10 protein-coding genes are annotated in these 15,392 nt (G+C 55.4%); 5 read left to right on the top strand and 5 right to left on the bottom strand.

Going from position 1 to position 15,392, the window contains the following annotated elements:
* Nucleotides 1-18 precede the first annotated feature (18 nt).
* From NF683_RS01840 to NF683_RS01830, 3 genes are all read right to left on the bottom strand, one after another.
* Nucleotides 19-3,174: an efflux RND transporter permease subunit gene (locus NF683_RS01840; RefSeq protein ID WP_253921139.1), complete on the bottom strand. Its 3,156-nt coding sequence runs from the start codon at nt 3,172-3,174 to the stop codon at nt 19-21.
* Nucleotides 3,174-4,259, bottom strand: a complete 1,086-nt coding sequence (locus NF683_RS01835; RefSeq protein ID WP_253921138.1) for an efflux RND transporter periplasmic adaptor subunit — start codon at nt 4,257-4,259, stop codon at nt 3,174-3,176. The genes NF683_RS01840 and NF683_RS01835 overlap by 1 nt, the downstream gene beginning before the upstream one ends.
* A gap of 122 nt (nt 4,260-4,381) precedes the next feature.
* The gene (locus tag NF683_RS01830) at nt 4,382-6,514 is read right to left on the bottom strand and encodes a TonB-dependent receptor domain-containing protein (RefSeq protein ID WP_089039594.1); all 2,133 of its coding nucleotides are present in this window, start codon (nt 6,512-6,514) and stop codon (nt 4,382-4,384) included.
* A 279-nt stretch (nt 6,515-6,793) separates the two neighbouring features.
* Between NF683_RS01830 and NF683_RS01825 the strand changes: the two genes are divergently transcribed.
* From NF683_RS01825 to NF683_RS01805, 5 genes are all read left to right on the top strand, one after another.
* Nucleotides 6,794-7,735 (top strand): ABC transporter substrate-binding protein, encoded by a 942-nt coding sequence (locus NF683_RS01825; RefSeq protein ID WP_253921137.1) that lies wholly within the window; start codon nt 6,794-6,796, stop codon nt 7,733-7,735.
* Nucleotides 7,736-7,803: 68 nt separating this feature from the next.
* Nucleotides 7,804-8,772, top strand: a complete 969-nt coding sequence (locus NF683_RS01820; protein ID WP_253921870.1) for a FecCD family ABC transporter permease — start codon at nt 7,804-7,806, stop codon at nt 8,770-8,772.
* A 59-nt stretch (nt 8,773-8,831) separates the two neighbouring features.
* Nucleotides 8,832-9,974, top strand: coding sequence for a FecCD family ABC transporter permease (locus NF683_RS01815; RefSeq protein WP_253921136.1), 1,143 nt, complete (start codon nt 8,832-8,834; stop codon nt 9,972-9,974).
* Nucleotides 9,971-10,810: an ABC transporter ATP-binding protein gene (locus tag NF683_RS01810; RefSeq protein WP_253921135.1), complete on the top strand. Its 840-nt coding sequence runs from the start codon at nt 9,971-9,973 to the stop codon at nt 10,808-10,810. Before NF683_RS01815 ends, NF683_RS01810 begins: the two co-directional genes overlap by 4 nt.
* A gap of 74 nt (nt 10,811-10,884) precedes the next feature.
* The gene (locus NF683_RS01805) at nt 10,885-12,720 is read left to right on the top strand and encodes an ABC transporter ATP-binding protein (RefSeq protein WP_253921134.1); all 1,836 of its coding nucleotides are present in this window, start codon (nt 10,885-10,887) and stop codon (nt 12,718-12,720) included.
* Here NF683_RS01805 and NF683_RS01800 read toward each other — a convergent pair.
* A complete protein-coding gene (locus tag NF683_RS01800; RefSeq protein WP_253921133.1) occupies nt 12,717-13,295 on the bottom strand; it encodes a PadR family transcriptional regulator in 579 nt (192 codons plus the stop codon). The two genes, NF683_RS01805 and NF683_RS01800, sit on opposite strands and share 4 nt — an antisense overlap.
* A gap of 76 nt (nt 13,296-13,371) precedes the next feature.
* Nucleotides 13,372-15,387 carry a TonB-dependent receptor domain-containing protein gene (locus tag NF683_RS01795; RefSeq protein WP_253921132.1) on the bottom strand — a complete coding sequence of 672 codons (2,016 nt, stop codon included), beginning with the start codon at nt 15,385-15,387 and terminating at the stop codon, nt 13,372-13,374.
* Nucleotides 15,388-15,392 lie beyond the last annotated feature (5 nt).

The raw sequence follows: 15,392 nt of genomic DNA, 5'->3' as shown, positions 1-15,392 counted from the left end.
TTATTTACGGATATTTATTTACGGATATTGGACTTGGGCAGGCTGCGTATTTCGTTTGCTAAGCTGAAGTACGCTTATCATCAATGCTGGCAGGAACGTCACCGTCACGATGGAGGCTCCCAGCAAGCCAAATAAGACAATCGCCCCGACACCACGGTAAAGTTCGGTGCCTTCACCGGGTAAAAATACCAGCGGCGAAAGCCCGCACAGGGTTGTCAGCGTGGTAATCGCAATTGGGCGCAGGCGGGTTTGTACCGCTTGAGACACGGCTTCCTGAACGGATAGCTGCTTATCGTGTAGTCGCCGCCGAGCCTGGTCGACCACCAGGATGGGGTTATTCACCACGGTTCCCATTAATATCAAAAAGCCCAGCATAGTAATCATATCGAAGGGCTGACTTAGTGGAGCGATGCCAATGAGTGGCAGTAGGCTGCCCACTGCATTCATGGCTGCCAGACCCATAATGCCACCCACCACGCCCAAAGGAATGGAGGTAAGGATCAGCAGCGGGTACCCCCAGTGAGAGAAAATCGCTACCAGTAGCAAATAGACAATCACAATGGCAATCAAGAAGTTGCTCATTAATGCTTCCCGCGTGGCATTTAACTGATCACTCGCTCCCGAAATCGAAATATCCACCGCCGATGGTAGTAGCCCTTCATGGCGAAGTCGCTCCAGCATTCGCTCTGCCTGTTCAACTCCTGCTTCCAGGGCAATGCTGGGTGGTGGGATGACATTCAGAGTCACCGTTCGGCTACTATCGACCCGGCGAATAACGCTGGTGTCCATAGTTTCATCAATGCTGGCGACGGCAGAGAGCGGCAGCGTCGCGCCGCTGGGGGTATGGAGCAGAAGGTTGGGTAATTGGTCCAGAGGTAGCGACCGCTGGGGACCATAAAGATAGATATCGATCTTCTCGTCATCGAGAAAGAAGTCATCCACATAGGCACCTTCGGTGAGTGCGGCGACTGAAAAGCCGACATCTCCTGCCGCTAAGCCAAGCGCTGACGCCTGCGCCCAGTCTGGGCGAATTTGAATCAGCGGCTGATCCAACGACAGCGAAGAGGGCTGGCTCTGAATGCGCGGATTGCCAAACTCATTGCGGGCTTCTCGGTAGAGGTTATTGGCGGCTTCATAAACGGTCGCCAAATCCGGGCCGGCGATATCCAGGTTGATACTCCGCGTGCCGCCATCGTTACTGGAAATGATCGAGCCTTTCGAGGCAAACGCGCGCATTCCTGGAAAGCGCTCGTAGTAGCTGGTAAGTGCGTCCATTAACGCTTCGATATCACCAGGGTCAGCTGCTTCCGCGACGATAAACAGCCGCGTCGGGGCGACTCGCATGTTCATATAGGCCAGCGGTGGCACCTCAGTGTCGCCTGCTAAAAAAGCCGCTGGGTCAGCGCCTACATGAGGTAAAAAGTAATCCTCTACCTGCGCGGCGATTCCCGCCATCTCCTGCAGGCTATAGCCTGGCGGTGGGCTCATCACCGCAAAGGTTTTAGGTTCCTCGCCTTCGGGTAAGTACTCGGCGGGAGGAGTGAGTACCAAGAGAGTCCAGCCGCTGATCACTACCGTGGTTACCAGGATCGCTCCGCGCCGAAAAGGGGTGGCGATCAATCGCTCAAGCCGTTCCCCAGCCCACGAAGGGGGAGAGGCCGCAGGGCTATCCTCATGCTCGTTGCGCATCGAAAAATTAAAGCGTGAACAGAGTGACGGCACCAGGGTAACTGCCACCAGCATTGAGGCAAAAATAGCGGCAGAAACCGCAATGGCCACGTCAGAGTACAGTTGCCCAGCTTCTTCTTCGATAAACAGAATCGGTAAGAACACCAAAATGGTGGTGGCCGTTGATGCCAGCGTCGCGGGCCATACTTCCTGCACGCCGCGTAGCGCCGATTCAATGCGGTCGAGGCCTAAACGGCGGTATCGCTCAATATTTTCCAACACCACAATGCTGTTATCGACGCTCATGCCAATGGCAAAGGCAATGCCTGCCATGGAAATTACGTTAATCGTGCGCCCCGTGAGCATCAGCCCTAAAAAAGCAGCAATGGTGCAGAAGGGGATGCCAATAACGCCAATAAAGGTGGCGCGAGCGGAGCGCAAAAACAGATACATCACCAACGTTGCAAAGGCCGCCCCGAGTAGCAGATTGCTCCATACATTACTGACGGAAGCTTCCACATAGCGCACATCATCGGCAGTCAGCACCATTTCCATACCCGCCGGGCGCAGAATGCTGTCGTTAATAGCTGCCATTTCTTCTTCAATGGCGTATTTGATATCGATGACGTTAGCACCGCTTTCCCGCCGCAGGTCCATACCAATGCCCGGTTGGCCGTTATAAAACGATAGCTGGCTTAAGCGAGACTGCCCCTGGCGGACCTCGGCAACGTCGGCAAGCCGCACGATGCTATCGCCCTGGCGAGCGACAACCAGCTGCGCCAAGGCTTCAGCATCATCAAAGCGGCCCAGCGTGCGTATCAGGTAGCGGCGTTTACCGGCTTCTAATTCACCACCGGAGATATCCCGGTTACGCTGGGTGATGGCGTCGCGTAACTCGGTAAGTGAAACCCCGCGCTGAGCCAGCGCGCCAGGATCGACCAAAATTTGTAGCTGCCGCTGAGCGCCGCCATTGACGCCGACTTCCGAAACGCCTTTAACGCTTTCCATGCGGGGCCGCACACGGTCGTCGATAAAGTCGCTCATCAGTTGGATATCTAACGCCTTAGGGTTGCCGGGCAGCGTACCCACGTGAAAGCGCAAAAACGCGTCTGTCGAAAAGGCGGCAGAAACAATCCGTGGCTGGTCCACATTGGTGGGATATGACGATACTTGGCTGAGCGCGTTATTGACTTGAATTAGCGCAGCCGTCATATCCACGCTAAACGGGAATTCAAGCTCAATTTCAGCGCTGCCGCTTTCGGCCATCGCCGTCATGCGGGTAAGATTTGGCACATTGCGCAGGTACTGCTCCTGCTCAATGAGGATCTCTTTTTCGATATCCTGAGGTGTCGCTCCCGCCCAGCGCGTTTCGACCGTTATTGTGCGGGCTTCAATATCGGGAATCATCTGAACGGGGATGCGCAGCGTGGCGGCAATGCCCAGCAGCAGGAAAATTAGCGCGATAACAGTGACCAGCGTTTGCTGGCGCAGTAGGGCTGCAAACATTACTCGCTCCCCGCTGCGATATCCTCAACACTGACACCTTCGACCAGCGATTCATTACCCCGAATGACCACCTGCTCATCACCGGCGAGACCCTCGATAATTTCCACACGGTCGGCAAAGTTAATACCCAACTGCACGCGTTGCTCAGTAACCTGATAAGTGTTGTTTTCGTTAGGTGTGGCGACCCACACGGTGATTCGCCCGTCTGGGTAGCGGCTTAACGCATCGCGGGGAACCGTCAGCCCATCGCTGCCGGTCGACGCCCGCAGCACGGCATCCACTGCATTACCTGGGTACAGTGAAGCTGCTTCGGGCACATGGGCGCGTAATAGAAATGTGCGGGCGCTGGGGTCACTGATCGGCACTAGGGTGGCGATAGTGGTCTCGTGGGTTTGTTGACCCGCACGTAGAGTGATAAACGCTTCGTCTTGAACGGCGGCATAAAAGGCTTCGGGCACCTGAAAGTCAGCGCGCAGTTCATCAAGGTTAACCAGTCGCGCAACGCTATCTCCAGGCGTGACCCACTCACCGAGATTGACGCTGCGAGCGCTGACGACACCATCAAAAGGGGCGTTAATTGCATGGCGAGCCAGTAAGGCGTTTAAACGTGCTTGCTCCGCCGTTAAACGCGAGCGTGCGGCGCGGGCCACGTTAACGGCACTACGGCGAGCGCTCGCTTCAGTCGCCGCGATGTTACGCCCCACGCCCACCGATTCCGCTTCTCGCAGTAGTCGTTCTGCTTCCGCTAGTGTGGCCTGGGCCTCCTGCTCTGCGGCAGCCGCCGCTGCTACGTCAAAACGAGCCAGATCGTCATCCAGCGCGATTAGCGTGTCTCCCTTGGCGACGTGGTCGCCAGGATTAACCGCTACCTGAATAATAAGCCCTGCTACTGATGCTGAGAGGAGGGCATCTTCCAGGGAGTTTACGGTGCCGACCAAGTTTGTTTCGGTATAAATTGGCTCGCGGTTGACGGGCGCCAGCTCAACCCTGGGGGCTGATTGCGCGAAAGACGCGCTAGAGAGCATTAGGCCGCAGAGCAACAGTAGAACCAAGGCAAGATAGCGGACGAGCGGGTGCGCGGTCATGACAGACAGTTCCCTAATCAACATCGAATTCGCGGTTAAGCGGGCGTAAAAAAGCCCTGGCGCATGGCCAGGGCAGTAAGTCAGCATTGAAACAGTAAATAGAACCTTCTAGCTAGTAGCGTTTAGAACTCGTAGCGTGCAGAGAGCCACAGTCGACGTCCCTCTTCGCTGTTGGCATACACATTGCCAAAGCTAGTGCCGTCACCGTAAGCGCGATAATCGACAAAGTCTTTATCGAACAAGTTGTAGATGGTGGCACTTACGTTAAATTGCTCGGTAAATGCGTAGCTGCCGCCTAAGTGGAACAGTGAATAGGCTTTGAAGTCGCCTAGGTCGTCGAAAGAGGGCGCGCCCCTAACGCTTTCACGGTTACGGTAACGTTCGCTGCGGTACTCGGCGGAAAGCCACGTGTCCAACTGAGGCGTGGCTTGCCAGCGCAGCGTGGCATTGAATGCATGCTCCGGGGTATCGGTCAGCGGTTCGCCCCGATTGTTACCGCTTTTCTGTTCGCTATCGGTGTAAGTGTAGTTGGCCGATAAGCGCCAATCTGGCGTGAACTGATAGCTGGTAGAAAGCTCGACACCCTGGGTAACGGCTTCATCGATATTGACGTCTTGGCTATAGACGCCGTCGGGTACCAGCGGGTTGTTCTCAACAACAATGTCGTTGCCGCTGGCTATTTTGTCATCGAACTCGTTATAGAACAGCGTGGCGCTAGCGGTGAAGCCTGCCAGGCTATCGTAATGTGCGCTAATTTCACTGCTAGTACTGGTTTCCGGTTCAAGGTTCGGGTTGCCGATAGTGAGTATGGTGCCCTGGCCCGTGACGCCATTGATACCCGCATGCAGGTCATTCAGCGAGGGCGTTTTGTAGCCTCGGCTGACGCCGCCTTTCAGTGTCCAGTTTGGCGTCGTGTTCCACACCAAATAGCTACGTGGGCTGAACTGGCTGCCAAAAGCATCATGATGATCGTAGCGGCCGCCAAGTGTTAGCGCCAAATCGTCACGTAGCATCCACTCATCTTCTGCAAAGAGCGACCATGTGGTTTGCTCAAAGGTCTCATTGGCTAACCCATCGTCGAGCTTAGCATCCCACCACTGCAAACCCACCGTGGTCATGTGGTCGCCTAGCGGCATAACATATTTGCTGTCTAACACTGTATTGGTGGTTTCTAGCTCGCGAGGCGCGCCGCCCACGATGCCAGGGAAACCGTCATAGGCAACGCCATTTTCACCAGGAATCGTACGGCCTTTAGTTTCTGTGGTGTTGCGCATCAAACTGGATTCGAGCGTGCCTGATGCAAAGCGTCCAGTGTGACCAATAGCAACCTGCTGACGCTCAAAACGCAATTCGTCGGCGTAGCCATTGGCGGCGCCAGGATCTGGCGCGCAGCTACGGGTGCGGCCATCTAAAGTACCGAGCTGGCATTCGTCATTGTTATAACGCTGTCGATTAACTTCACCATCCAGCCAAAGGTCGTGATCGGCATTGGGTGTCCAGGTTAACTTGCCGCCCAGGTTATAGGTATCGCCTTCAACGGGGCTGGGGCCGCGCTGGCTAACGTCAATGGGGTTGCCGTTGCCGTCAGTGTAAGTAAGCTCTGATGCATCCCGCTCGTATAAGCGACCACGCACCTGAATGCCTAGTGTGTCTTGAATAAGCGGGCCGCTGGTGTACAGGTTGATTTCGCGGCGATCACCGAAATCACGATCTTCATTAAATGTGTTTTCAACGCCTATGGAGCCAACCCACTCACGGTCTACTCGACGAGTGATGATGTTGATTACCCCGCCCATGGCGTCAGAGCCATATAGCGTCGACATTGGGCCACGAATGACTTCGATACGTTCAATACTGGAGACAGGCGGGAAGAAGCTAGTAGACGTTTCGCCAAACCCGTTAGGCGTGACGCTGCCAGCCGCGTTCTGCCGGCGGCCATCAATAAGAATCAATGTATAGTCGCTAGGCATCCCACGAATACTGATATTGCGGCCCCCTGTTTTGCCGACAGACCCACCAACATCAACACCTTCTACATCACGTAACGCATCAGCCACGCTGGTAATGCGCTTGCGCTCCAGTTCTTCACGAGAAACGACGGAAATACTGGCAGGGGCATCCACCAGTGCCTGCTCAAAACCGCTTGCAGATACAACAATATTGTCTAGTTGTTCTGATTCTTGAGCTAAGGCCGCGGTGGCGGTGACGCTAAGAGCGACGGCGCTGGCTAACGCGGTGCGAGTGAAGCGTGGCATGGTGATCCCCTGAGATGAAACTTATTTGCTAATGAAAACTGTTATCAATCAAGGTGGTGATTCTAAGAAGAAAAGTTCCCATATGCGAGTTTGTTTCATCGAACATTGTGTTGCCGAATGTCGAACAATGTTATGAGAAAAATATACCTTTATAAGGTTGCTGGATGGCTAATTGAGCAGGTGTTGCAGTATCTGGAACGTTCGATTCGTTGGAATAATAATGCAAGTGCTTTTGAGAATCGTTATTATCATTACCACAAACTCTCAGGAGCGTTACTTATGGGTTACTCATCGCTGCGCAACGGACTAGTCGGTATTGTGGTAGGCGGGTTATTGGTAGGCGGGTCGTTGGCAAGCGTTGCTCAGGCGCGCACGCTGGATACCGCATACGGAGACGTTGACGTTAGTGATGCGCCAAAGCGTGTTGTCACTCTGTATGAGGGTGCGTTAGATGCTGCTTTGGCTGCTGGCGTGACACCCGTTGGCGCGGTCACTACCCGCGGTGGTGATAATGTTGCTGAGTACGTGGAAGCCCACTTTAATGGCGAGCGCCCTGAGATTGTCGGCGTTACACGTGAAATCAATATTGAAGCGGTTTTGGCCCAGCAGCCCGATTTAATTCTGGCCGCCGCCCAGCTATCGGAAGAGCAGTACCAGTTGCTATCGCGCATTGCGCCCACTGTGGTGCCGCATACTCAACCGTTAGCGTTTGATAATTGGCAAGCGGAAGCGCGGCTTTATGGGCAGGCGCTCAATCGTGAAGCGGAAATTGACGATGCCATTGCAGCCGTCGATCAACGTATTAGCGAATTGGCCGCCGCGATTGATGATGCGAACGCAGGTGGCACTGCTGTGCTGGCTCGCTGGATGCCCAATGGCCCGATGGTGATGTCCAAAGAGCTGATCGCCACTGGCCTATTGGCGCAAGTGGGGTTAGAGGTTCAGGATGCGGGTCTGGTTGCTGAAGGTCACCCCCATAGCGATATACTCAGTCTTGAAAATCTTTCCCAAGTGGATGGCGATTGGCTGTTTCTGGCTACGCTTAACGCCGATGGCCAAGCGGCGTTAGATGCCGCCAAGCAAAGCTCCGCCTTCACACGTTTGGACGTGGTTAAACAAGATCAGGTCGTGCCGGTGAATGGCCAACTGTGGAGCAGTGCCAACGGCCCGCTGGCCGCTCAAGCCATTCTGGACGATATCGAGAACGCATTGTTGCCGTGAAAGATGCCGTGACATCACTATCTAACGCAATGGGCGGCGCCAGTCGGCGCTATGCTCCCCGTACATGGATGCTTATTCTGCTCACCGCCCTTGTGGCGGTGAGCGTCGTTAGTTTACTAATTGGGGCTGGCGAGGTGGGGCCCCGCCGAGTGTTGGGTTTGCTGCACGGCGTAAGCGACAGTGAGGCGCAGTTTATCGTCTGGGAGCTCCGCGCTCCGCGTACCTTAATTGGCATTGTGGTGGGTATTGCGTTGGGCGTTGCCGGGGCGCTGCTACAAGCCATTTCCCGCAACCCGCTCGCCGAGCCGGGTCTGCTGGGGGTAAGCGCAGGGGCGGCCTTTGCGGTAGCACTGGCACTGGTGCTAGGGGCTAGCGCTGCCACGCTACGTATTTCGGTTGCCCAGTTAGGAGCACTGATCGGTTGTGTTTGTGTCCTCAGCGTGGCGCGTTTTCGCGGAGTGGGAAATGACCCCGTGCGTTTAGTGTTGGCGGGGGCGGCATTTTCTGGGTTGTTAGGCTCGCTCACCTCATTAATGCTGCTGTACGACCAGCGCGCTGCAGATGAAATTCGGTTTTGGGTGATAGGCAGCCTAGCGGGAAGACGGCTGGATGATCTTGTGGCGGTGCTGCCGAGCTTACTAGTTGCTGCCATCGCGGTGGTTATCATGGCGCGGCCACTGGCGGCGCTGGCGCTAGGCGAGCGAGCGGCGAGTGGCTTGGGGCATCACCCCACGCTGATCCGCTGGGTAGCCGTAGGTTGTGTGGCACTGCTGGTTGGCGCGGCGACTGCGATTGCCGGGCCGATCGCCTTTGTAGGGCTGGTGGTGCCATTTGTAGCGCGTGCGTTTGCAGGACCCGATATTCGCCGCACGCTGTGGTTTTGCCTGCCGATAGGCCCATTGATTGTGCTCTCGGCGGATATTATCTCGCGTGTTGCCGTCGCACCTTCCGAGCTGCCATTGGGGGTGCTTACCGCGCTATGTGGCGCGCCGGTATTGATTGCCGTGGTGCGTGCTAAACGGTTACCCATGCTGTAACGCTTTTTTTAACACCCTGCCGCCCAGGCGTCTTGGTGTCATCTTGGTGATGTGTTGATATGAAAATAATGGCGAATCATCCGCCTTTAACGGATGTTGTCACTCCCAGCCATGTTTTAAACAATGTTCCAACCCATGCCGCAGAACATGCCTGCAGCGTGACAGCGCCGGAAGGCTACTGGCATATTGCGCTACCCCGTTGGGGCTATAGTTTTCTGCTCGAAAAGCGCGCGCTAGCGGTCAATATTGGTTTGTTGATTGCGTTGCTGGCATCTTGCCTGCTCTATCTAAGCTTAGGTAGCGTACCGCTGGCGCCCAGTGCGGTGATTCCTGCCGTATTAGGTAAGGGCGACATGATGACGGCCTTTATGGTTCAGGAGCTGCGTTTGCCTCGTTTGGCCGCTGCTTGCTTTACCGGAGCGGCGTTCGCACTTTCAGGTATTTTGATGCAAACCCTGGCACGCAATCGCCTAGCCACGCCCGGCATTATCGGTATTGATAATGGCGCAACGGCGTTTGCGGTGGCCTCTATTGTAGGCATGAGCGTGTCTATTGCGCCGCCCGCGATGGCATTGGCTGGGGCAACAACCGCCGCCGTGCTGACCTTTGGCCTCGCGGCAGGCAGTGGCACTCAGGGTTATCGGTTTATTGTCGCGGGCATTGGCGTGGGAGCGGTGTTTGGTGCTGTCACTCAATTAATGCTGGCGCGGGTAGCGATTGACACCGCCAATGCCGCCTACCCATGGACAGTAGGATCACTCAATGCCCGCCCCGGCGGCGCAGTACAACTGTTAGGAATTGGCTTGGCATTGGGGATTATTGCCGCCTTGGCGCTGGCGCGTTCACTGACGCTGCTGCGCTTTAAAGATGCCACCGCCAGCGGTCTCGGACTTCGTGTAAAAGCCCGCAGGCTACAGATCCTGATGCTTTCCGTTGTGCTTACCGCCTTTGCGGTTGCTGTGGCGGGGCCTGTGGGCATGGTTGCGCTGATTGGCCCAGAGATTGCCCGCTCACTCTCCAGCGCTCGACATGTGCCGATTCTAGCCGCCACCTTAGCAGGTGCTCTGGTGATGTTGTTGGCCGACCTCGCCGGGCGCACCCTCTTGGCGCCGATTGAAATTCCTGTTGGCATTGTCACCGCGGTGGTTGGCGGGCCATGGCTGCTTTGGATATTAATGCGCCCACAACGGAGTCGCCCATGAGCAACTCATCTCTTTCACCAGAACTTATTTCACCAGAGCAAGTTTCACCAACGCTTGCCACCGATGCGTTGTGCATGAGCTACGGCCAGCGCCGAGTGATTGAAAATCTGGGCATTAGCCTGCCAAGCGGTCAGGTTACTGCCATTGTTGGTCCTAACGGCTGTGGTAAATCAACGCTACTTTCCGGCCTTGCTCGTTTGCACAAACCAGACAGCGGCGCGGTACTGCTGGATAGCCAGGATATTCAGCGCCTGCCCGCGCGTCAGTTAGCCACTCAGCTAGCGTTGCTGCCCCAAGAAGCGGTGGCTCCAGAAGGCTTAACCGTCACTGAATTGATTCGCTTTGGCCGCCAGCCCCACCAAGGCTGGCTACGCCAATGGTCGGCGGAAGACCAGCGCGTGGTGCAGTACGCGCTCGATGCTGCTGGTTTGGAAGACCTCGCCGACCGGCCGTTAGAAGCGCTTTCCGGCGGCCAACGCCAGCGTGCCTGGATCGCCATGACCATTGCCCAGCAAACGCCGCTTCTGCTTTTAGATGAACCTACCTCTGCGCTAGACTTAGGCCATCAGATTGAAGTGTTTGAGCTAGTGCGCCACTTGGCTTGCCATGGCCGCACGGTGGTGATGGTATTGCATGACCTCGCCAGTGCTTGTCGTTATTCAGACAACCTGATTGCGATGCGCGATGGCCAGATTATTGCTCAGGGAGCGCCCGCTGAGGTGGTCACGCCCGAGTTAGTACGCGAGCTTTACCAGGTAGACTGTACGCTGCTGCTTGATCCGGATACCGGCAGCCCCTTGCTGGCTAACGTGCGCCGCGTGGCTCAGCCGGCATAAGCGCCACTCAGTAACTTCAGCCCATAGTTCTCGTTCTCTCTACATTCTCTCAATAACTTCTAAAAGGAACCGATGTGGCTTCTTCACCACCTCGCGCTCAAGCGACGTCTTCAAACCAAAGCTTTCAAGCGCTCGTGCGACTGCTGCGCTATGCCAAAGGTTATCGGCGGCGGATTGCCGCGGCCACCGCCTGTTCCATTATTAATAAACTATTTGATATCGCTCCGGAAATTCTGATCGGTGTGGCGATTGACGTGGTGGTGAATCAGGAAAACAGCTTTGTCGCGCGGCTGGGTTTTGAAACTCCTCATCAACAAATCACCATTTTGGCGGTGCTGACGTTCTTTATCTGGGCGGGGGAGTCGCTGTTCGAGTACCTGTTCCAAATTCTCTGGCGCAACCTTGCCCAGCGGCTACAGGCGGATATGCGCCAGGACACCTACGAGCACGCCCAGCGCTTGGATATGGCGTTTTTCGAATCTAAAAGCTCCGGCCAGCTCGTCGCCACCATGAACGACGACGTGAACCAGCTGGAGCGCTTCCTGGACGGCGGAGCCAACGCGCTGATTCAAGTTGGTGTGACGGTAATAGCGGTAGGCGCCGTGTTTTTTGTACTGTCACCGCTGATTGCGCTACTGGCGTTCACGCCGATTCCGCTGATTATCTGGGGCGCCTTCTTCTTCCAACGCAAAGCCGGGCCGCTGTATAGCGATGTGCGTGAAAAGGTGGGTGATCTTGCCAGCCGCCTTTCCAACAACCTAAGCGGCATTGCCACCATCAAAAGCTTTACCAGTGAAGCACGGGAAGCCGAGCGCCTCCGTGATGCTAGCGAAGCCTATTTGGAAGCCAACCGCCGGGCGATAAAGGTCAGCTCCGCGTTTATACCCGTGATCCGTATGGCGATTCTGGCGGGCTTTCTCGCCACCTTTACCGTCGGCGGCATGATGGCGCTGAACGGCAGCCTGAATGTAGGTGCTTATGGCGTCCTGGTTTTCCTTACCCAGCGCTTGCTGTGGCCGCTCACCGGTCTTGCCCAAGTGATCGACCTGTTCGAGCGCGCGATGGCCAGCACCAAGCGGATTCTCGACCTGCTGGAAGTGCCGATTACGGTTAAAGATGAAAGTACGACGCCTCTCGCTGCGCCTGTGAAAGGCGAGGTGCGGTTCGAAGCAGTGAGCTTCCACTACGCCGCTAGCCAAGTAGGGGTGAGTGGCGTTGATCTCCACGTGCCTGCAGGCAACACCCTAGCGCTGGTAGGCGCTACCGGTTCCGGTAAATCGACCCTGATCAAATTGCTGCTGCGCTTTTACGACCCAGCCAGCGGCCGCGTACTGGTCGACGGTCAGCCGATCACACAGGTCAGCATGCACTCGCTGCGCCAAGCGATAGGCTTGGTGAGCCAGGATGTGTACCTGTTTGAAGGCAGCATTCGCGACAATATTGCTTACGGCAAACCCGATGCCTCGGAGGCCGCGATTATTGACGCCGCGAAAACCGCCGAAGCCTGGAGTTTTATTGAAACATTGCCCCAAGGATTGGAGACCCCGGTTGGCGAGCGAGGGGTATTGCTCTCTGGCGGCCAACGTCAGCGGCTTTCGCTGGCCAGGGCGCTGCTTAAAGATCCGCCAATTCTGGTGCTGGATGAAGCCACTAGCGCGGTGGACAACGAAACTGAAGCTGCTATTCAGCGTTCACTCAAGCGCATCGCCCATGGCCGCACGGTGATTATGATTGCCCACCGGCTTTCGACCATTGTGCATGCCGATGAAATCGTGGTGATCGAAAAAGGACGCGTTGCTGAACGCGGTAACCACTCAAGCTTGTTGGTGGCTGATGGCCACTATGCTGCCCAGTGGCGAGTACAAACCGGTGCCGCCCAGGCAGGCGATTTAGCCGTGCTCGAACATTAATTAGAATGACGCTGAGTGCAGGCACGAATGCGTTCTGCAGCATCGCGTAAAATGGTTAGCACCTCTTCCTGCGCTTCTAAGGAGAGGTGCTGCGTCTTGTAAAGAGCAGCCTTAAGATCCATCCGGGCTGTCATGAGTTCTTGCGCCATGGGTAGCGCTTGGCTGGGGGATTCAGTCGTTTCGCTGAGTACTTCATGTAGGCGCTGCAATTTCTGGCCTGCGCGCTGCAGTCGCTGATAGATCTGTTCTCCACTATCACGTCGAGTATTCAGGTAGCGCTTCCCTTCATCGGTTAAAGCGTAATATTTACGCCGTCCTCGCCGCTCTTTTACCAAACACCGCTGTTCGGTTAGCTTGGCCAGTACCGGGTAAAGCATGCCAGGGCTAGGCCGATAAAAGCCTTTTGAAAGCGTTTCTATTGCTTGGGCTAAGTCGCTTCCGTAGCGAGGTGTGTCCGTTAACAGGATAAGCACCAGAAGGCCCAGTTCATGATTAGATAGCTTGCGGGTGGCGGGCATTCCAAGTGGCAATGCTGCGTCGGGTTGGGGAGCATCAACGGATGAAGAATCCTGCATAAGCTGATGGTTTCGCTATGTTATTAGTGTGTTGTGCGAGAAGGGCAGCAGGGAGTTGCTGCCCAGCGTATATGTTTTAGAACGTTACGTTAAGACCTGCATTAAAGCGTCGCCCATCCAGTAGCCGTCCATAGTCATCGAAATTGATATCCTTGTCGAGCAGGTTGTAAATCCCGCCATAAATACTCACCGTTTCGCTTAATTGGTGGCGAATACCAACATCTACCAGCGTATAGCTTGGGTAAGCACGGCTTAATCCTCTGCGCCCAGCGATCTGCTCAGCCTCGCCTTTGTAGCGCGCTTGCGACCATAGCTGTGTATCTGCGGTTGCCTCCCAATCGAGTCCCAAGGTGGCGCGGTGCCGCGGCTGGTCGTTTAGCGGCAGGCCACTATTTTCACCGGAGCGCTGTTTGCTGTCGGTGAATGTGTAGCTGGTGCTCAATGAAACATGCTCTCCGATGGGGATATCCAGTGTTAGTTCAGCACCATTGACGGTCGCTTCATCAACATTCATATATTGCGCAATGGCAGTGTATTCCTGTCCTTGATATAGGCAGAGCGCATCGCCTTCGCGAGTATCACAGACGGTAGGCTTTTCGATCTTGTCGCGATAATCTGTATGGAACAACGTCGTGCTTAGCTCCAAGCCTGACTCACTTTGCCAAAGAGCAGATAGCTCATACGTGGTGCTCTTTTCAGCTTCTAGGTTGGTGTTGCCCACATCGCGGCAGTCTGCACAACGCGGGCCACCGCCGCCCTCGATCCAGTTGGAATCCCCCTCTTTAAGATCTGGCGTGCGATAGCCTGCACTAACTCCTCCTTTCAGGGTGAGTTGTGGGGTTGCATTGAAGACACCATAAAGCCGTGGAACAATCTCGGAGCCGTAGTTCTCGTCGTTAACCCAGCGTGCCCCTGTGGTCAGTGAGAACTGATCGGTCAGGAACCATTCGTCTTCAGCAAATAGAGCCATATCCCAGCGTTCTAAGTTAGCTTTTCCAAACCCTCGTCCTGGATTTTCCGTGCGCTGTTCACGCGCTTGAGCACCTAGGGTTAGTAAGTGGTTACTTAGTGGTATAACCGTTGATGTATTGGCGGTCAAACGCTCATAGACCGAACGATAAGACGTGTCATCCTGACGCAATTCGGTGCGTTGTAAATAGCTGCGAGTGGTTAGTCGATCGCCCCACTGCAAAGTATGACGAAGGGATTGTTGCTGACGTCGTGTCTCCAGTTCGTTGGCGTTGCCGGTTTTGTCTGTCGTACCTTCTGTATCCTGCGTACCGTAGCCCGCTTCAAGCTGAAGACGGTTGGCGTCGTTGGGCGTCCAGTCTAACTGTGCAGTTAAATCTCGGCGGTCATAGCCTCTATAGCCGTCTTCAATCGTATCTTCATCCCGGGTAAGCACCGAGCCGGTAATCGTGGCGGCCAGAGTATCCTCGATCAGAGGGCCGCTTAAGCGGAACTGCGATTGGTGGCGGTCGCCGGAGGCTGAATCCTGCTGAACCATCGTATCGACATTGACCGAACCACCCCAGTTCTCACGGGCGCCTTGAGTAATAACATTGATCACTCCACCCAGAGCGTCCGACCCATAAAGCGTGGACATGGGGCCACGAATCACTTCGATGCGCTCAATGGCAGAAATCGGCGGTAGCCAGCCGAACTCAGCGCCACTACCGTAACCGTTGTAGTACGCCTGCTGTGACCCTTGGGGCACACCGTCCACCAGGATTAGCGTATATTTGGTATCCATGCCGCGGATGGAAATCTCGCCTGTGCCCCCTTTGCCAGAAGGCCCGTCATCGAAATACACGCCAGGTACGCTTTCAAGCGCTTCGGTAATATCGCGGAATGAGCGGCCTTCGAGCTCCTCCTTGGTAATGACAGAAATACTGGCAGGCGCATTAGCGGGGTCAACCGCATAGCCAGAGGCCGCCGCTGAGGTCACTGTCAGCGTAGATAGCTCCGTGTTGTTGGTTTGTGCTTGCGCTTGAGAAAGCATCAATCCACCCAGAATCAGGCTACTTAGTGGAATCAACTTTCCAGAAGCCAAAAGCGTTGCACAGGGGCGTTTTATAGGCGTAGTAATCATAGCTA

The organism is Halomonas sp. MS1 (assembly GCF_024182575.1).
Classification (GTDB): domain Bacteria; phylum Pseudomonadota; class Gammaproteobacteria; order Pseudomonadales; family Halomonadaceae; genus Vreelandella.
The sequence above is the reverse complement of the archived record's forward strand: the minus strand, read 5'-3'. Positions and strand labels throughout refer to the sequence as shown.

Excerpts from the sequence above, each read along its gene's own strand:
- NF683_RS01840 (WP_253921139.1), bottom strand. The coding sequence starts at position 3,174 with ATGTTTGCAGCCCTACTGCGCCAGCAAACGCTGGTCACTGTTATCGCG.
- NF683_RS01835 (WP_253921138.1), bottom strand. The coding sequence starts at position 4,259 with ATGACCGCGCACCCGCTCGTCCGCTATCTTGCCTTGGTTCTACTGTTG.
- NF683_RS01830 (WP_089039594.1), bottom strand. The coding sequence starts at position 6,514 with ATGCCACGCTTCACTCGCACCGCGTTAGCCAGCGCCGTCGCTCTTAGC.
- NF683_RS01825 (WP_253921137.1), top strand. The coding sequence starts at position 6,794 with ATGGGTTACTCATCGCTGCGCAACGGACTAGTCGGTATTGTGGTAGGC.
- NF683_RS01820 (WP_253921870.1), top strand. The coding sequence starts at position 7,804 with ATGCTTATTCTGCTCACCGCCCTTGTGGCGGTGAGCGTCGTTAGTTTA.
- NF683_RS01815 (WP_253921136.1), top strand. The coding sequence starts at position 8,832 with ATGAAAATAATGGCGAATCATCCGCCTTTAACGGATGTTGTCACTCCC.
- NF683_RS01810 (WP_253921135.1), top strand. The coding sequence starts at position 9,971 with ATGAGCAACTCATCTCTTTCACCAGAACTTATTTCACCAGAGCAAGTT.
- NF683_RS01800 (WP_253921133.1), bottom strand. The coding sequence starts at position 13,295 with ATGCAGGATTCTTCATCCGTTGATGCTCCCCAACCCGACGCAGCATTG.
- NF683_RS01795 (WP_253921132.1), bottom strand. The coding sequence starts at position 15,387 with ATGATTACTACGCCTATAAAACGCCCCTGTGCAACGCTTTTGGCTTCT.